This window comes from Neorhizobium sp. BT27B (assembly GCF_050455485.1).
Taxonomy (GTDB): Bacteria; Pseudomonadota; Alphaproteobacteria; order Rhizobiales; family Rhizobiaceae; genus Neorhizobium.
In genome coordinates, this window is sequence record NZ_JBCIYT010000001.1 from 806,502 (window position 1) to 824,610 (window position 18,109).

General features: G+C 61.5%; 17 protein-coding genes. 7 read left to right on the top strand and 10 right to left on the bottom strand.

Going from position 1 to position 18,109, the window contains the following annotated elements:
* Positions 1-180: 180 nt before the first annotated feature.
* The 3 genes from AAIH70_RS04265 to AAIH70_RS04275 form a co-directional block, all read right to left on the bottom strand.
* Entirely contained in the window at positions 181-1,329 is a 1,149-nt protein-coding gene (locus tag AAIH70_RS04265; protein WP_132272817.1) for an Mrp/NBP35 family ATP-binding protein, read from the bottom strand.
* Positions 1,330-1,746: 417 nt separating this feature from the next.
* Positions 1,747-2,484 carry a helix-turn-helix transcriptional regulator gene (locus AAIH70_RS04270; protein ID WP_245519094.1) on the bottom strand — a complete coding sequence of 246 codons (738 nt, stop codon included), beginning with the start codon at positions 2,482-2,484 and terminating at the stop codon, positions 1,747-1,749.
* 202 nt (positions 2,485-2,686) lie between these two features.
* A complete protein-coding gene (locus AAIH70_RS04275) occupies positions 2,687-3,505 on the bottom strand; it encodes an IclR family transcriptional regulator (protein ID WP_132272816.1) in 819 nt (272 codons plus the stop codon).
* Positions 3,506-3,616: 111 nt separating this feature from the next.
* On the opposite strand from AAIH70_RS04275, the gene AAIH70_RS04280 reads away from it, so the two are divergent.
* The 5 genes from AAIH70_RS04280 (at position 3,617) to AAIH70_RS04300 (ending at position 7,782) form a co-directional block, all read left to right on the top strand.
* Positions 3,617-4,387, top strand: a complete 771-nt coding sequence (locus AAIH70_RS04280) for an SDR family NAD(P)-dependent oxidoreductase (RefSeq protein ID WP_132272815.1) — start codon at positions 3,617-3,619, stop codon at positions 4,385-4,387.
* On the top strand, positions 4,384-5,319 hold the full coding sequence (locus AAIH70_RS04285; protein ID WP_245519093.1) for a 2-dehydro-3-deoxygalactonokinase: 936 nt from the start codon (positions 4,384-4,386) through the stop codon (positions 5,317-5,319). The genes AAIH70_RS04280 and AAIH70_RS04285 overlap by 4 nt, the downstream gene beginning before the upstream one ends.
* Positions 5,320-5,329: 10 nt before the next feature.
* The gene (locus tag AAIH70_RS04290; protein WP_132272813.1) at positions 5,330-5,974 is read left to right on the top strand and encodes a 2-dehydro-3-deoxy-6-phosphogalactonate aldolase; all 645 of its coding nucleotides are present in this window, start codon (positions 5,330-5,332) and stop codon (positions 5,972-5,974) included.
* Between the two features lie 3 nt (positions 5,975-5,977).
* A complete protein-coding gene (locus AAIH70_RS04295; protein ID WP_430033232.1) occupies positions 5,978-6,868 on the top strand; it encodes an SMP-30/gluconolactonase/LRE family protein in 891 nt (296 codons plus the stop codon).
* A gap of 311 nt (positions 6,869-7,179) precedes the next feature.
* The gene (locus AAIH70_RS04300) at positions 7,180-7,782 is read left to right on the top strand and encodes a PRC-barrel domain-containing protein (RefSeq protein ID WP_132272811.1); all 603 of its coding nucleotides are present in this window, start codon (positions 7,180-7,182) and stop codon (positions 7,780-7,782) included.
* An 87-nt stretch (positions 7,783-7,869) separates the two neighbouring features.
* Here AAIH70_RS04300 and AAIH70_RS04305 read toward each other — a convergent pair whose 3' ends face one another.
* Both AAIH70_RS04305 and AAIH70_RS04310 read right to left on the bottom strand, forming a co-directional pair.
* Positions 7,870-9,231, bottom strand: coding sequence for a putative bifunctional diguanylate cyclase/phosphodiesterase (locus AAIH70_RS04305; RefSeq protein ID WP_132272810.1), 1,362 nt, complete (start codon positions 9,229-9,231; stop codon positions 7,870-7,872).
* An 84-nt stretch (positions 9,232-9,315) separates the two neighbouring features.
* On the bottom strand, positions 9,316-11,013 hold the full coding sequence (locus tag AAIH70_RS04310) for a response regulator (protein WP_165931963.1): 1,698 nt from the start codon (positions 11,011-11,013) through the stop codon (positions 9,316-9,318).
* Between the two features lie 294 nt (positions 11,014-11,307).
* On the opposite strand from AAIH70_RS04310, the gene mutL reads away from it, so the two are divergent.
* Together mutL and AAIH70_RS04320 are read left to right on the top strand one after the other, a co-directional pair.
* Positions 11,308-13,182, top strand: a complete 1,875-nt coding sequence (mutL, locus tag AAIH70_RS04315; RefSeq protein WP_132272808.1) for a DNA mismatch repair endonuclease MutL — start codon at positions 11,308-11,310, stop codon at positions 13,180-13,182.
* Positions 13,183-13,470: 288 nt separating this feature from the next.
* Entirely contained in the window at positions 13,471-13,704 is a 234-nt protein-coding gene (locus tag AAIH70_RS04320; RefSeq protein ID WP_132272807.1) for a DUF2093 domain-containing protein, read from the top strand.
* Here the strand turns inward: AAIH70_RS04320 and lpxK are convergent, their stop codons facing one another.
* From lpxK to AAIH70_RS04345, 5 genes are all read right to left on the bottom strand, one after another.
* The gene (gene lpxK / locus AAIH70_RS04325; protein WP_132272806.1) at positions 13,705-14,736 is read right to left on the bottom strand and encodes a tetraacyldisaccharide 4'-kinase; all 1,032 of its coding nucleotides are present in this window, start codon (positions 14,734-14,736) and stop codon (positions 13,705-13,707) included.
* Positions 14,737-14,800: 64 nt separating this feature from the next.
* Positions 14,801-15,514, bottom strand: a complete 714-nt coding sequence (locus AAIH70_RS04330; RefSeq protein ID WP_132272805.1) for an HAD family hydrolase — start codon at positions 15,512-15,514, stop codon at positions 14,801-14,803.
* 6 nt (positions 15,515-15,520) lie between these two features.
* Complete coding sequence (gene waaA / locus AAIH70_RS04335) at positions 15,521-16,837, bottom strand: lipid IV(A) 3-deoxy-D-manno-octulosonic acid transferase (RefSeq protein ID WP_430033238.1); 1,317 nt, start codon at positions 16,835-16,837, stop codon at positions 15,521-15,523.
* Between the two features lie 161 nt (positions 16,838-16,998).
* Positions 16,999-17,241, bottom strand: a complete 243-nt coding sequence (locus AAIH70_RS04340; RefSeq protein ID WP_132272803.1) for a DUF4170 domain-containing protein — start codon at positions 17,239-17,241, stop codon at positions 16,999-17,001.
* A gap of 73 nt (positions 17,242-17,314) precedes the next feature.
* Entirely contained in the window at positions 17,315-18,109 is a 795-nt protein-coding gene (locus AAIH70_RS04345; RefSeq protein ID WP_132272802.1) for a 3'(2'),5'-bisphosphate nucleotidase CysQ, read from the bottom strand.

Genomic DNA, 18,109 nt, shown 5'->3' on the forward strand with positions numbered 1-18,109 from the left:
GAGTAACAAAACCCCTCCCCACCCTCCCCACAAGGGGGAGGGCTTAACCCAGCCTGACCGCCGAAGCTCAATTGAGGCAGGCGGTTGCCACAAGTTTTCTCCCCCCTTGTGGGGGAGATGGCCGGCAGGCCAGAGGGGGACTTGCTGCAAACACGACGGTTGCCGCCCTCCCCTTACACATCACTCAAACACGATCGCCGGCGCCTTGCGCTGCGGGCGACCGGACACCTGCGCCCAGACCGCCGTGGCGATATCGCGGTAGATCGCAGCCGAGGGGCCATCCGGTACGGCGGCCACCACCGGCGTGCCGGCATCGGAGCGTTCGCGGATTTCCATCGTCAGCGGCACCTCGCCGAGGAAAGGCACGCCGATGCGCGTCGCTTCGGCTTTCGCGCCGCCATGGCCAAAAATGTCGTAGCGGTTGCCGGTATCGGGGGCGAGAAAATAGCTCATGTTCTCGACGATGCCGAGAAGCGGGATTTCCACCTTGCGGAACATGTTGACGGCCTTGCGGGCATCGATCAGCGCCAGATCCTGCGGGGTCGAGACGATGACGGCGCCGGCCAGCGGCACCTGCTGCGCCATGGTCAGTTGCACATCGCCGGTGCCCGGCGGCATGTCGACCACGAGAACATCGAGTTCACCCCAGGCGACTTCGCGCAGCATCTGCAACAGCGCCGACTGCACCATCGGGCCGCGCCAGATCATCGCGGTTTCCTCGTCGACGAGAAAACCCATCGACATGGCTTTCAGGCCATAGTTTTCCATCGGCTTGATGTATTTGCCATCGATCTGTTCGGGACGACCGGAGATTTTCAACAGACGTGGCACAGACGGGCCATAGATATCGGCATCGAGCAGGCCGACGCGCAAACCATTGGCCAGAAGACCGAGCGCCAGATTGACGGCGGTGGTGGACTTGCCGACGCCGCCCTTGCCCGAGGCCACGGCGATGATGGCACCGACACCGGGCACGCCCGATTTGGCGGGCTTGGCCGGAGCGCCGCCTGCCGGCGGATGCGGGTGGGCTTGGCCGGAGGGCGCGGCTTGCGGGCGCGGTGGCGGCGCGGAACCGGCCTTGCGGTCGGCGGTCAGCGTGGCGAGCACGCCCTTCACGCCGGGAATGCCTTTGACGATGCGTTCGGCCGCAGCCCGCAACGGTTCCAGCTCCTTGGCGCGCTCAGCCGGAACGCTGACGGAGAAATAGACTTTTGCATCGGAGATGAAGACATCCGAGACCATGCCGAGCGAAACGATATCGCCCTCAAGATCCGGCCCGCGCACTTTCGACAGCGTTTCCAGAACCTGTTCTTTGGTGACGTCTGTCATGGCCGCTCCTCATGGTCTTCACGCGTAATGGTCCGCATCAGCGCTGCGCGGATCACTGCCGCTATACAGTCCGGCTTATAGTTCGTGATTGCGGGTAAGCAAATAAAGGAGAGCCGCCAAATAAACAGGGCGATAAAAAAACCGCCGCCAGCTTCCGCGCAAGGCCATTTAAGGCGCGCTGGAAGCCGACGGCGGCTTTTTCTTCTTGTCGCGCCTCTTGGTGCGCTTCCAGTCCCCTCTGGACCTGACCTCTATAATGCAGGGAACGTGCCAGTTTGTACAATAGCAAAAATTGTCTTTTAAATCAGAAAGTTAATTCTAGACCCTTATTACTTTTTGCGCATTGCAAACTGTGCATTGCGGGATGCGTCTGTTTTTTAAGCAGAATGACGCTTTCTGCTGCGGCGCACACGCTTCCTATTTGATCAGCCCGACACGCAGCGCCTTGGCCACCGCCTGGGTGCGGTTGACCGTATCGAGTTTCTTGGTGGCGCGGTTGAGATAGTGGTTCACGGTGTGCTCGGAGAGGCCGAGAATGCCGGCGATCTCGCTGCTGGTCTTGCCGGCTGCGGTCCAGTTCAGGCAATCCAGTTCGCGGTCGCTCAACTGTTCGGCCACCCGCACATCGAGGCTGCGGATATCCGACAGACGCTCGAAGACGTGGATTGAGATATAACTCAACTCCATCATCTGCTGCCTGGAGAAAGCCGGGCCGTCGCCTATGATCGAAACGACACCTCGGTTTCCGGAAATGTCGTGGACCGGGAAATAGCCGCCCCGCACCAGATTGAAGCGCTCGAACATGGCCTTGGCCACGGCATTGCCGCTGGCCTTGGTGACCTGATCGAGATCATAGGCGAATGGTGCCGAGGTGCGCCGCAGCTTGCGTACCAGGGTGCTGCTGGTCAACATTCTGCCCTGATCGAACGCCGTCAACAATTCCGCCGGCCAGTTGGTGATGATGGTGTTGCCCGCCAGTTCCGTCGCCGTCGCCGCCGGCAGGTTCATCACCATGAATGCCCGCTGCCGATAGGTCTCCGTCAACCGCTTCATGAAGCGGAAGAGATCGAACTGTGTTTTCAGCGCAGGAATTTCGGCAATATCGACGCCCCCGTTTCCAGGCTCGCCCAGATTTTCCATGTCTACTTGTCTCATTTTTTTCTTTTTCGCCGTCACTCGGTCACGCAGAACCTGCAGCCGAACCCAAGCGCCCCCATTCGACTTTTTCGTTCGTTCGTTCGTCGTGAGACGATTATCACTCTATTCGCAATGCGATCGACAATGATGACACATGATTAGTTTTGCAAACATTTGTTGTATTTTTTCTCGCGAATTACGCGGAAGTGAGCGGATATAGTTAGCGTCGCGGCGCCAGACCTGCCCGAACATCCCGCGTGATCGCTTCTGCGGCAGCCCGAAGCGGGCCGGACCACCCGTCCAGCACGCCCTCCCCGATACGATAGGCCGGTGCCGTGACAGAAACACCGGCAAGTATATTCTGCCCGGCCACACAGATCGATGCGGCGACACAACGAATACCCGGCTGATGTTCTTCCAGATCATAGGCAAAACCGCGCTGTCTGATCTCGCGCAGATCTGACAGAAGCGACACAAGATCGACATGGGTGCTGTCGGTAAAACGCTCGAACGCAACGCCTTTGAGGCGGCCGCGAACCTCCTCATCCGTCAGCGTCGAAAGCGCCGCCTTGCCGACGCCGGTGCAATAGGCCGGTGAGGCATTGCCGATCAGCGAATGCATGCGCACCGCCTGGCGCGCCTCTACCTTGTCGAGATAGATCACGTCGGCGCCGCGCAGCAGCGCCAGATGCACGGTTTCGCCGGTCGCCTCGTGCAGCACCTGCAGATGCGGCGCGGCAAGTTTGCGGAATTCGTTGCGCGACCATGCGCGCGAGGCAAGCCGCAACAGGCGCAGGCCGGGCACATAAGCGCCATCACGATCGGTCTCGATCAGCCCTTCTTCCAGCAGATGCCGCAACTGGCGATGCAGCGTTCCGCGCGGCTGGCCCGATGCATTGAGGATGTCGGTGAAGCGCAGAGGTTCGGGCGCATCCGCCACCATCTCGACAAGCGCCATCGCCTTGCCGAGCGTGCCGGTATCGACAGCCGGTGGCGTGCCTTTTGCCGCAGCCTGCAAACCCTTTTCGTCCACCCGCATCCCCGGCAATCTGGCTTGACAATTTTACCGGCATAGCCGACTTATTCCAAATAATCAAACACTGTTCCATTTAATGGAACTGATTGGACTGGAGTTTCTGGGAGGAGACCCGTGTCGACATCTGTCGCCCAATATCCCGATCTGGCCGGACGTGGCGTTCTCATCACCGGCGGCGGCTCCGGCATCGGTGCGGCGCTGACCACGGCCTTTGCCGCACAAGGCGCGCGCGTGGCATTCATCGATATCGCGGTGGAGGAAAGCCGGGCCTTGGCAGAAGCGCTGTCGGCCACGTCACAGCATCCCGTGCATTTCATCGAGGCCGATCTTTCCGACGTCGCCGCCGCGCAAGGCGCGGTCAATGAGGCGGCAGAACGGCTCGGCCGGCTGGATGTGCTGGTCAACAATGCCGCCCGCGACGACCGGCACGATCTGGAAACCGTCACCGACAGCTATTGGGACGAAAACCTTGCGGTGAACCTGAAGCCGGTGTTTTTTGCTGCACAGGCGGCGGTGCCGCATATGCGCGCACAGGGCGGCGGCGCGATCGTCAATTTTTCGTCGATCGCCTTCATGCTCAACATGGGCGAACTGCCGGCCTATGCCACCGCCAAGGCCGGTATTCTCGGATTGACCAAAAGCCTTGCCGGGCGGCTGGGGCCTGACAATATCCGCGTCAACGCCATATTGCCGGGCATGATCGTCACCGAACGGCAGAGGCGTCTGTGGCTGACGGATCAGTCGATCGCCGCGATGATCGAGCGCCAGTGCCTGAAGCGCATGCTGGTGGCCGAGGATCTGGCCGGCCCGACCCTGTTTCTGGCGTCATCGGCATCCGCCGCCATGACCGCCCAATGGATTATCGTCGATGGAGGAATTTTGTGACCAGCTTGCCCGCCTATGCCGCCGTTGACTGGGGCACCAGCAGTTTTCGCCTGTGGCTGATCGATGCCGAGGGCACAGTGCTCGGCGAACGCCGCAGCGGCGAAGGCATGACCACTGCTGCCCGAACCGGCTTTTCCGACATTCTCGAAAACCATCTGGCCGCTCTTTCTGCGCCAAAAAACCTGCCGGTGATCATCTGCGGCATGGCCGGTGCGCGGCAGGGCTGGGTGGAAGCCGGTTATGTGGATGTGCCCGCCGCCCTGCCGAAGGTGCTGACGGCGGCCGCCATCGTGCCTGATCCGAACCGCGATATCCGCATCCTGCCCGGCATTGCCCAGCGCGGCGTGGCTCCGGATGTGATGCGCGGCGAAGAAACCCAGCTGCTTGGCGCACGCGATGAAAGCGTGACCGGCGAGCAACTGTTCTGCATGCCGGGCACCCATTCGAAATGGGTGCGGCTTTCGGGCGATACGGTGACGGGTTTTGCCAGCTTCATGACCGGCGAACTGTTTGACGTCATTTCGAAAAACTCGATCCTGCAACATGCGCTGACCGATGCCGAAACATTCGATGGCAGCCATCCGGTGTTTCTGGCGGCGATCAAGGCGGTATTCGCGCAGCCGGCCCGCGCCACCAATCTGGTCTTCACCGTACGCTCCGGCCAGTTGCTGGACGGGCTGGATGCCACCGGTGCCGCCGCGCGCCTGTCCGGCACGCTGATCGGCGCGGAAATTGCCGGCGGCATGGCGGATGGCTGGCAGCGCAAAAAGCTCGACGCGCCGATCAGGCTGATCGCGTCCGGCCATCTTCAGGCGCTTTACGAAGCGGCCTTCGATGCGCTCAATCTTCCCTACAACACGATCGACGCCGACGAAGCGGTGCGCCGCGGCCTTTCGCAGGCGGCCAGCAGCGTTTTTGGCAATAGAGCATAAGGACATGACCATGACCCGAGTACCGTTTCCGCAGATGCAGCACCCGCTGGTGGCCATTCTTCGCGGCCTGAAACCGACAGAAGCGGAGGCCGTGGTCGGCACGCTGATCGAGGCCGGTTTTACGGCGATCGAAATCCCGCTCAACTCGCCCGATCCGTTCCGCTCGATCGAGACGGCGGCGAAACTGGCGCCGGCAAACGTGCTGATCGGTGCGGGCACGGTGCTTTCGGTCGAGCAGGTGAATTCGCTGGAAGCGGCAGGCGGCAAACTGATGGTGAGCCCGAATGTGGAACCGGCGGTGATCGAAACTGCCGCCGCCAAGGGCATGGTGACGCTGCCGGGCGTGTTTACCGCAACGGAGGCGTTGGCAGCGGCGAAGGCCGGTGCGACGGGTTTGAAATTTTTCCCCGCCAGCGTGCTCGGCCCATCGGGCATTACCGCGATCCGCGCCGTGCTGCCGCCGGAACTGGTGATCGCCGCCGTCGGTGGTGTTTCCGACGCCAACTTTGGCGAATACGTCAATGCCAACATTCTGGCCTTCGGTCTCGGCTCCAGCCTCTACAAGCCGGGCATGAGCGCGGCCGAAGTCGGCGAGCGCGCCAAGGTGACGATCGCCGCCTATGATGCGGCCATCGCTGCGAAAAAGGGAGGCTGAGGCATGACGGCAGAGATCATTCCGTTCAAGGGTTCCGTTCTTTCGGCTGCCACAAGCGAGCTTGGTGAAGGCCCGACTTTTGATCCGCATACGGCTAAGGCCTGGTGGTTCAACATCGTTGGCTCGGAACTGCATGAACTCGATACGGCAAGCGGCGAAACCCGCGTTCATACCCTGCCGTTCATGGGCAGCGTGCTGGCCCGCATCGATACCGGCCGGCAGCTGATCGCCTCCAACAAGGGGCTTTTCATCCGCGATACGGTGAGCGGCGAATTTTCGCCCTATCTGGAACTGGAGCCGGAAAAACCCGGCAACCGCTCCAATGACGGCCGCGTGCATCAGTCCGGTGCCTTGTGGATCGGCACGATGGGCCGCAAGGCCGAAGATGGGGCCGGCGCGATCTATCATGTCGCCAGGGGCACGGTGACAAAACTTTTTGGCAATATCAGCATCACTAACGCCATCTGCTTTTCGCCGGATGGCGCCACCGGTTATTTCGTCGATACCAAGATCAACCGGCTGATGCGCGTGGACCTCGATGCCGCCACCGGCCTGCCGACCGGCGAACCTTCCGTGCTGATCGACAACAACGGCAAGCCGGGCGGGATGGACGGTGCGGTCTGCGACGCCGAAGGAAAGATCTGGAATGCGCGCTGGGGTGCCGGCGTGGTGGACAGCTATGCGCCCGACGGCACGCTGCTCGCCCGCTACGAGGTACCGGTGAAACAGCCCAGCTGCCCGGCGTTTTTCGGAAAAGATGCCGAACGCCTGCTGGTGACATCCGCCTGGCAGGGAATGGACGATGAAGCCCGCAAGGCAGACCCGAAAGCCGGCAACCTGATCGATCTCGGCATCAACGTCAAAGGCCGTTTCGAGCCGGATTACCTGCTCTGAAGTTCGATCGCCGCGTCATCCTCGGGCCTGTCCCGAGGATCTAACCACGCCGATCATGAAGTTAGCAGATCCTCGGCACAACGCCGAGGATGACGGCCGCGGGCGCTTCTGGCCTCTTCATCGCGCCGAATTTTTCATACGGGTTGGTGCGACCTAACTTGCGGAATGATGAATTGTTCCGCATTTTTCCGCCTATTTTTTAATCATTAAAATCGGAACCAATCCTGCTCTCCGGCCATTCTCCTAGCGATCCGGCAAGGCGATCTTCCTTCAAGACGCCGCGCCGCCCACACGAGAAAGGCAGGTTTGATATGAGCAAGTTCCTTAGCACGATGGCAGCCGCAGCCCTTATGGCATCCACCGCGATTGCTCCGGCATTCGCCCAGACTGCCACCCCGGCACCGGCTGCTCCGGCCGAACAGTCGGCACCGGCCGATACGATGGCAAAGCCGGCAATGCCTTCCGCAACCTCTGCTGATGCGGGTGCCGCTTCCGGTACCTATCTGACAGAACAGGCTGCCACCCAGGTTGCCGCCAGCGATTACATGGGCAAGTCGATCTATAACGCCGAAGACAAGAGCATCGGCGATGTGAACGACCTGATCATGGAAGAAAATGGCGGTGTTGTTGCAGCCGTGGTAGGTGTCGGCGGCTTCCTTGGTATCGGCGAAAAGAACGTCGCCATTCCGATGGACAAGCTGACCGTGTCGCGTGAAGACAACAGCGTGCGCCTGACCACCACGGAAACGGCAGAATCGCTGCAGTCGGCGCCAAAATTCATGACGCTGGCCGAACAGCAGACCGCAGCAACGTCCGGCACCGATACGACGACCACGTCGTCGACAACGGGTCCGGAAACTCCGGCGGCTCCGGCCGGTAACGCCACTACCCCGGCAACGCCTGCCAAGCCATAACGGTTTTGCATGCTGGACTGAGGGACACGTTATCGGTCCCATTCGAAGGGCGGTGCTTTGGCATCGCCCTTTTTTCGTGAGCTGAGATCAGGCGGTGATGCGCTCGATGCGGGCGAATTCGCGGTAATGCGCTTCGAGATAACGCAGCGTCGCCATGCTGTCGGCCGGGCGGCCGTAATAATAACCCTGCCCCATGCCGCAGCCGAGCGCTTTCAGCTTTTCAGCCTCACCAATCTGCTCGATACCTTCGGCGACCACCTGAAGGTCAAGGCCATCACACATGGCGACGATCGCCTTGATGATATGTTCGGAGGCGCGGTCGGTGGTGATGCGCGACACGAAGGCGCGGTCGATCTTGACCTTGTCGAAGGTGAAATCACGCAGCCGCCCAAGGCTGGACTGGCCGGTGCCAAAGTCATCGAGCGAGATGCGCACACCGGCCTGACGCAATTCGGTGATGATGCGGTGGGCGGTGTCGGCCGAGGTCATCACCGCGGTTTCGGTGATTTCCAGCTCGACGCGGTTGGGATCGAGACCGACGCGGGCAAGCGTTTGCAGCATGGACTGCGCCGTGCCGGGATCCATCAGCTGCGCCGAGGAGAGATTGAACGAAAGGAACAGTTCGCGTGGCCATGAAAGTGCTGCTTCCGCCGCCTTGCGCAGCAGCGTTTCCGACAGCGCGTCGATGAACCCGCGCTCTTCCGCCAAAGGCACGAAGGCGGCGGGCGAAACAAAACCGAGATCGGGGTCGATCCAGCGGGCCAGCGCCTCGAAACCGAGCACGGCGCCATCGCGCAGGCGCACGATCGGCTGGAAATGCACATCGACCGCATCGGCGATGATGGCGTTGCGCAGTGCCTGTTCCAGCTGCGTGGCGCGCTTCATTTCCTGGGCGATTTCCTGGGAATAGACGGTGATCTGGCCACGGCCACGACGTTTGGAGCGGTAAAGCGCGGTTTCGGCGCTTTTCAAAAGATCCTCGAATTCCTCACCGGCAAAGGGATAGATGGCAAAACCGAAGGAAGAAGACAGGCGCACATTGCGATCGCCGAGATCGTAGGGAGCAGACAGCACATCCTTGATCATCTGACCGATGCGCTCGGCACCGTTCTTTTCGAAGACCAGCGGAAACACGAAGGCAAACTCGTCGCCGTCATGACGGGTGACGGTGGCGCCGTCGGGAATGCAAGCTTTGAGGCGATGGCCGACCTGACAGAGGATCTCGTCGCCGGCTTCGGCGCCGAACAGGTCGTTGATGGGTTTGAAACCGTCGAGATTGGCGATGCAGATGGCAAAGGGTGCAGGATCGTCGGCGCGTTCGGCCGCCAGCATGCGCACCTTGTCACGCAGGCGGTAACGATTGCCGAGCCCTGTCAGCGGGTCGCTGTAGGCCATGGCCTGCAACTCGTTCTGGCTGACCTGAGGCAACTGGGCGCCTGCCAATTTCATTTCATGATCCCGTATCACCTTCTGGCTGAAAGGAGGATGAGACGAAAAGATTAAGAAAACTTCAGCGTGCGGATGCACAGCTGATCAAACCGACCGGTTCTGCGCCTTTTCTTCTTCGCCGCCCATGCCCAGCGCCGTGAACACCGCCTCGACGGCATCGCTGCTGACCGGCTTGATGATGACCGCATCCATGCCGGACTGCTGACACTGTTCGCGATCGTTTTCGAATGCCGGTTGCAGGACGCCGATGACGACGGTGGCACCGGAGCCGCCTTCCAGATCACGGATGCGACGGGTGGCTTCGAAACCGTTCAGCTTCGGCAGGGTGATATCCATCAACACGGCGCGCGGCTTCTGTTCCTGCCAGATCCGCACCGCCTCTTCGCCATCCGTGGCGATGACATAACGATAACCGAGGCCTTCGAGGATCTGCGAAAAGACGATCTGGTTGACGGCATTGTCTTCGGCGACCAGCACATCGATCTGCTGTTGGCCGGAAATCTGCCAGTCGCCCTGGTCTTCGATCTGCGGCTCGTCTTCCGCCTGCACGGTCTGAGACTGCGCACTGCGTGTCTCGCCGAGATGGCGTTCGATGGCGGTAATCAGTTCGCCGCGCATCTGGAAGGGTTCGAGAGCCAGCACGTCGATGCCGTATTGGCCGGCTGTCTCGATGCAGCCGATCTCCATGGCGCTGTCGATGACGACGAGATCGACAATGACCTTGGCATCGGCGGCGATATCGAGAAAGATTTCCAGTTCGGCATGGCTCGTCACCCGTGAGCAATCGACACCCGCCTTTTGCAAGCTGGCAATCGCTGCTGCCGCCAGTTCATCCTCGGCGGTCGCCACCAGTATTCTGGTGTTTTCGGGAATGTGCATCGGCGGCGATGGCGGTCGGCGGCCGCTGGCATGGGACGAGATGACGCCAGCCTCGGAGAAATCGAGGCTGGGGGGCATGTCGGCCGGCGGCGGCGCAAATTCGGTATCGGCAAGCGCCGAAATATCCTGAATGACGGAAACGACGAAATACCGGCCCGGCTTGCCGATGCGATACCGGCTGGTAACGATCGAGGCCTCGCGGCCATCGGCGCGGATCATCTGTTCCGGCGTGACGATGGTGAGGCCGGTGTCCATCACCTGACGGGCGGTGTCGTCCAGACGCTCGACGAGATCGGTCCTGTGCAGGTCCGACAGGCGACGGCCGAGAATGGCGGTGGCCGGCAGGCCGTAGAGATCACAGGCCGCCTTGTTGACGGCGACGAACTGGAAATTGCGGTCCTTGACGAGCACCGGCACCGGCAGATTGTCGAGAATATCCTCGGTGACCTGCACGCGTTCCATATCGGCGCGCCACTGATCTTCACGCTTCTTGGTTTCCGACACGTCGCGGACGATGCACACACCATAACCGGAGGACAGGCGGCGTTTGGTATAGGAAATCCAGCGCTCGGCGCCGCAACGCTCCAGCGTTTCCGAGCGTTCCTTCCACAGGGTGGCGATCTGCTCGGCCACCCAGTCCTCGCGGCGCAGCGGCGAACGATGCGGCCGGTTCAGCGCATCGCGGCCGGCGAGCTTGCCCGTATCGTGGATCGAACCGAAAAAATCGCGCATGCGGGTGCGCGGCGCGGGCATGATGGTGGGGAAAAAATTGCGCAGTTGCGGGCTGGCGAAAACGATCAGGTCGTCGCGGTCATAGACCAGGAACGCCCCCGAAATGGCTTCGGAAACGACATCCAGCATGGCGGATTGAATGTTTGCGTCGTCAGACGTCAAATCATCCATCAAAACGTCTCCTGCACCCCACATGGCGCCCCGGCGAAAGCCGGACCGCAGAACCTGTCGATCACCTCAACCCTTGTCTTGACGCCCGACGGTGACGATCTTAGAGGATCGGTTATCGGCGTTTCCGGCTTGGGCGCCCCGATCGCCGCAAGGCAATGAGGAAAAGATCGGCAGGCATGATATACCCGCCGCAGATGTAGCGCTTTTGTCTTAAAGTCGAATTAATCGTCGCATTTTGGCCAGCCGCTTCGGCCTGGCCTTTGCAGGCGTCCACGAATCCGGGAAAATGGCGCCATGCCAGTCAAACTGCTTTCAGAAACGCTGATCAACCAGATCGCCGCCGGCGAGGTGATCGAGCGTCCGGCCAGCGCCGCCAAGGAACTCATCGAAAACGCCATCGATGCCGGCGCGACCCGTATCGAGATCGCCACGGCCGGTGGCGGCAAGAGCCTGATGCGCATCATCGACAACGGATCCGGCATGAATTCGGCCGATCTGGAGCTTGCCGTGCGCCGCCACTGCACCTCCAAGATCGACGTTCATCTCGACGATATCCGCACGCTCGGTTTCCGTGGCGAGGCGCTGCCTTCCATTGGCTCCGTCGCGCGGCTGACGATCACCAGCCGCCAGCAGGGGGCGCCGGAAGGTTATGAAGTGAGTGTTGTCGGCGGCAAAACGTCGGCCGTCAAACCGGCCGCGGCCAATGCCGGCACGGTTGTCGAAGTGCGCGACATCTTTTTCGCCACCCCTGCCCGCCTGAAGTTCCTGAAAACCGAAAAGGCCGAGGCCGGTGCGATCACCGAAGTGGTGAAGCGCATGGCGATCGCTTTCCCGAAAGTGCGGTTCGTGCTGTCGGGTCCCGACCGGTCGACGCTGGAACTGCCGGCCACCGGCGATGATCATCTCGCCCGCATGGCGCAGATTTTGGGCGCAGAGTTCAAGGACAATGCCATCGAGATCGATGCCGCACGCGAGGACGTGACGCTGACCGGTTTTGCCGGCGTGCCGACCTTCAACCGTGGCAATTCCGGCCATCAATACATGTTCGTCAACGGCCGGCCGGTGCAGGACAAGCTGCTGCTGTCGGCCATTCGCGGCGCCTATGCCGAAACCATTCCGTCCGGGCGGTATCCGATCGCCGTGCTTTCCATCGGGCTCGATCCGGCGCTGGTGGATGTCAACGTGCATCCGGCCAAGTCCGATGTGCGTTTTCGCGATCCGGGTCTGGTGCGCGGGCTGATCGTCGGCGCGATCCGGCAGGCTTTGGCACGCGAGGGGGATCGTGCGGCAACGACCGGCGCAAGCGGGTTGTTGCGGGCATTCCGGCCGGAAGCGCCGGGCGGGTATCAGCCGTCCTATCAGCCGCAGGGCCAGCCTGCGCAATCTGCCGGTGTTGGCGGCGGTTGGGCAAGCTCGCGTTTTGCCTCTTCGGCGCCGAGCCAGCCTTGGAGTGCGGCAACCTCCCCGTCACGTCCATTCCAGCAAACCGGTTTTGCCGAACGCCAGAGCGGTTTCGACGCCATGACCATGCCGAGCGCGCGGGCAGACCGTTTCGAGGCGCCGAGCATTGCCGAAGACGCGCCGATCCGCCACCGGCTGGGGGCAGCCAGGGCGCAGCTGCATGAAAACTATATCGTCGCGCAGACGGAAAACGGTCTCGTCATCGTCGACCAGCATGCGGCGCATGAACGGCTGGTGTTCGAGGCGATGCGCAAGGCGCTGGATGCCGACCGGCTGCCCTCGCAGGTTCTGCTCATCCCCGAGATCATCGATCTGCCGGAAGAGGATTGCGACCGGCTGATGGTGCATGCCGATGCGCTCGACCGGCTGGGGCTGGCCATCGAACGGTTCGGCCCCGGCGCGATCGCCGTGCGCGAAACACCTGCCATGCTGGGCGAGGTCGATGCCTCCGACCTGATCCGCGACCTTGCCGACGAGGTGGCGGAATGGAACACGGCGGGCGGGCTGAAGGGCCGGCTGGAACATGTGGCGGCAACCATGGCCTGCCATGGTTCGGTGCGCTCGGGCCGTCGTTTGAAGCCGGAAGAGATGAATGCACTGTTGCGCGACATGGAAGCGACGCCGGGATCGGGCCAGTGCAACCATGGCCGGCCGACCTATATCGAATTGAAGCTGACGGATATCGAGAAGTTGTTCGGGCGCAGTTGAGGGTGGTGGGTGGCAACGGCGCCGCAAACATCTTCTCCCCATCGGGGAGAAGTGCCGGAGCGCCAGCGAGGCGATGAGGGGGCCACACGGCAACACGTTTATGTGGCTTCGCCCCCCTCATCCGACCCTTCGGGCCACCTTCTCCCCGCTGGGGAGAAGATATCCTGAACAAGCCGCACCATATCCACCCCAAAACGAATGCCGCCTCAGCCCCTTCCCATCCCCTCACCTTCGCGGTAATCACCAGTCATGATTTTCGGGTCAAAGATTTTCGGCAGGAGACGCAGGATGAACCGTTTTGAAGGCGCAGGTTTTCGCGAGGCAAAACTTCGCTACCTCGACGGCGATTACCAGATCATCACATCCGGCTCGTTCGTCATCTGCGCCATGACCGGTGCCAATATTGCGCTCGACGAGTTGCGCTACTGGAGCGTTGCCCGTCAGGAACCCTATGCCGATTGCGCCGCATCGCTGGAAGCCGACAAGCGCGCCGGCATTTTGCCCAACCAGAAACGCGCCTGATTATTTCGCCTTCAAGAGCCGCTGGCGGCAATGGGCGATGGCCGCATCGATGATGTGGCCAGGTGCCTGCGGATCGTCGAACACCATGTCGATTTCCACCACGGTGGTCTTTTCCGAAAGTTCCTGTGCCTTGCCGGAATGACCGGTCAGCCGCACCGCGTCCTTGGATGTGGTAACCGGCAGAAGATCCTGCTTCGCCGCATCGTTCAGAAGATCGGCGATCTCGTCCTCAGTAAAATAATGATGATCCGGGAAGGCGCGGCGCTCGACGATGGCCGCGCCAAGGCTCATCACCGTGCGATAAAATTTGTCCGGATCGGCAATGCCGACATAGGCAAATACATGACGGTTGACCAAAGACGGGTCCGGCCGCGGCACGACGGATGCCACATGCACCGCCTTGCCCGCCCTTGCCGCCTGCCGCACAAGCGCATCCGCGGCCGGGCCATTGCCAACCTTGAGAATGGCCGAGAGCTGGTGCATTTGCTCCGAAATCGGCGCACGCACCGGGCCGCCGGGCACGAGATGGCCGTTGCCGATGCCGCGATTGCTGTCGATGACGACGAGCGCGAAATCCAGTTCCAGCCGGGCACTCTGGAAACCGTCATCCATGATGATGATATCGGCGCCTTCCGAGACCAGCCTTTTCGCTCCATCAACACGGCGACGGGAGATCACCGTCATCGCCTCGCGCGCCAGAAGCAGCGCCTCGTCACCGACGGCATCGGCGCGGTGGTGATGCGGATCGACGACGGTGACAACATCGAGCGAGCCGCCGTAACCGCGGCTCAGAAATCCGGGTTTGAGGCCACGCGCGATTGCGGCACGGGCAATGGCGATCGCCGTCGGTGTCTTGCCGGCGCCGCCGACGGTGAAATTGCCGATGCAGATCACGGGAATGGGAACGCTGCCGCGCCGCGCCTTGCGCATGCGGGCACCTGCGATACGACCGTAAAGGTATGAAATCGGGGACAGACCCCAGGCGCGCCAATCGGCCTTTGTCCACCAGAAGGGCGGCGCTTCGGAAACCATCTTTACTCTCTGCTCTTGCCTGTTTCCCGGCTTAAAAACTTCAGAACCGCTAAAAAGGCAAGATTTACGGCAAAAGATCTTCAATCAGGGTAATATCACCAAGCACTATATCAGCCAGCGGCGACAATGTTTCGGTGGTGCCGGTGCCGGTCAGCACCGCAACGTTCAGGCCTGACCCTGCCGATTGCCCGACATGCATGTCGTGTTTGTTGTCGCCGACCATGGCGACCTCGGCCGGTTCCACACCGACCGCACGGGCAAATGCCAAAAGCATGCCCGGTTCCGGCTTCACACCATGGCCACTGTCGTAACCCGCGACAAAATCGAGATATCCGGCAAAATCGAAACGCTCGGCGGTGGCGCGGATGGCGGCCTCGTTATCGCTGGAGGCGACGCCGAGCTTGAGGCCACGCGCCTTCAGCCGTCCAAAATAACCGGCAAGATCGGCGGCCGGCACGGAATATTCGGCAGATCGCAGGAAGAGCGCGTCGAGCTTTTGCGTAAGATCGACTGCATCCAGCGGCGAACCGGCAGCAACAAGCCCGCGGGCGATATCGGCGGCGCTGCCGGCGGCAAACAGGCTGTCGGCGCGGGTGTGGCCGGAGGCTTCGTCCATGCCGCCTGCGCAAAGAAGTGCGGGTTCGAGCACGGCATCACCGGCGGCGGCAATGCGGGCCGCCTCGCGGTTCACCGGCCCCCAGCTTTCGTCGTAGCGCAGAAGCGTGCCGTCCTTGTCGAACAGGATAGCCTTGATCGCGGAGAAATCCCGATTGCCCATGCTGTTTTACTGCGCCGCGGTCTTGGGCTGCAGGGCAGCGGAAACGGCGAGCGGATTGATATAGGGTTCCAGCGCCTTGACGGTGGCAGACAGCGCGCCGCGCATGTCCTGAATGGCCTCCTGGCCGGCATCGATCATGTTGCGGCGGGCAATATCGTTGGTCAGCAGGTAATGCACGGCCTTGGCCAGCATTTCGGTATCGCGGATCATGCGCGCGCCACCCTTGCGGATCAGCTGCTGATAGGTTTCGCGGAAATTCTGGACATTGCTGCCGGAGAGAACCGCGCAGCCGAGCATGGCCGACTCGATCGGGTTCTGCCCGCCTTCGGCCGTCAGCGAGCGGCCGACAAAGGAGACTTCGGTGAGGCGCAGATACATGCCCATCTCGCCGATACTGTCGCCGAGAAAGATATCGGTGTCCGGCGTGATGACATCGTTTCGGGAACGACGGGCGACCTTCAGGCCCTGCTCGGTCAGCATGGTCTCGATGGCATCGCCGCGCTCGGGATGGCGCGGCACGATGATGGTGAGCTGGCCATTGCGGGGTTTGAGCGCACGGTGAACGGTGGCGGCTGCGGTTTCCTCGCCATCGAAGGTGCAGATGGCGGCCCATGTCTTGCGGTTGCCGATCTGCGCCCGGTAGGTTTCGACGACGGCAGGATCAGCCGGCGGCGGATCGGTATCGCCCTTCAGGTTGCCGGAAACGGTGACCGGCCAGGCGCCGAGATCACGAAAACGCTCGGCATCGACCTCGGAGCGGGCAACAACCAGTGCCATCTTGCCGAAAAGCTGTTCGGCTATGCCGGAATAGCCTTTCCAGCGATCGAACGAACGATCGGAAATACGGGCGTTGACGCGGATCTGCGGGATGTGGCGACGGTTGAGCTCGGCGATCGTGGTCGGCCAGATTTCGGACTCGGCGGTAATCGCCGCATCCGGGCGCCAGTAATTGACGAAACGCTTGATGGCGAACTTGATGTCGAGCGGCACATATTGATGGATAACCTCGTTGCCGAGGCGGTTTTCCACCAGAGCTGCCGAGGTGACGGTGCCGGTGGTCAGCAGGACATGGATGCCGCGACGGCCGAACTCGCGGATCAGCGGAATGACGGCGAGCGTTTCGCCGACACTTGCGGCATGCACCCAGACGAGCGGCCCGAACGGGCGCGGCTGGCTGGCATAACCGAAACGCTCCAGCCGGCGCTGGCGGTCTTCCTTGCCCTTGACGGTGCGGTAGGCGAGATAACTTCCGGTGAGCGGATAGGCGAGGATGCCGACGACACGGTACCCGGTCAAAGCGATGCGCGCCAAGCCCTTGCTCATCGCATCATCCCCTGATCCGTCGCCATCAATGTCAATTGCCCAGCCCCTAGCATGTATTGCTTATAGCGTCCGCGTTCTGCTTTACAAATACGTCAAAAAAAGGGGGGCTGCAGTATAAGAACCGATAACCACAGCTATCGGTTCCGACTACACCGCAAACGTCAGAGGCCGGTCGACTTCGGGTCGAGCAGGCGATGCATATGCACGATGAAATAACGCATGTGGGCGTTGTCGACCGTCTGCTGCGCCTTGGCCTTCCAGGCAGTGAGGGCAGTGGCATAATCCGGGAAGATTCCGACGATATCGAGCGCGGACAGATCGCGGAACTGCACATCGGTGAGGTCGGAAAGCTCGCCTCCGAAAACCAGATGCAGAAGCTGTTTCTTTTCGGTGGTCTCGGTCATGTCGATCTCTCAATACGTGTCGGCTGGATGGCTTGCCTTATTTGGTTGTCATTGAGGGATTTCCCTCCAAAGGTCAACCGGAATGGGCTTGACGCAACAGGCTTTTGATAACCGATTCGCCACCGGCAAAGAGTGTTGCGTGCTTCACGGTTTCGCGATTGTAAACGAGGCGGGCACCATCCGTATCGACAAGGCTGCCACCTGACCGGGAAAGGATCAGGTCGGCTGCCGCCAGATCCCAGTCATGCGAATTGCGGGCAACCAGCGTGCCATCGATACGGCCATCGGCCACCATGGCAAGCCGGTAGGCAAGCGACGGCACATGTTTCACCCGGCTGAGCAGCTTGCGGTATTCCGGCTCGAATTTTTCCACCATCTCGGCAGAGGCGGCAATGTTGAGCACATCGTCGGGACGGTGGACGGCAACCGAGATCGCCTCGCCATTCTTGAGCGCCGGACCATCGAGAGCCGCCGAAAACTCTTCCTGCAAGGCCGGTGCAAACAATACGCCCGCAACCGGGCTTCCCTGATGCACAACCGCGACGCTGACGCACCAGTTGGTGGCGCCGTTGATGAAACCGCGCGTGCCATCGATCGGATCGACAACGAACACGGTTTGCGCCGACAGCCGCGCCCGGTCGTCGTCGTTTTCCTCCGACAGCCAGCCATAGTCCGGCCGCGCCTTGGTCAGCAGGTTCTGCAGGCAATCATTGGCGGCAAAATCGGCGGCGCTGACGGGCGATTGCCCGCCATTCTTCCACCAGACTTCCGGCGACTGGCCGAAAAAACCGAGCGCAATCTCGCCTGCAGCCCGCGCGGCTTCACGGATGAGGTCGAGATCGGCGTTCCAGCGGTCGCTTTCCATCAT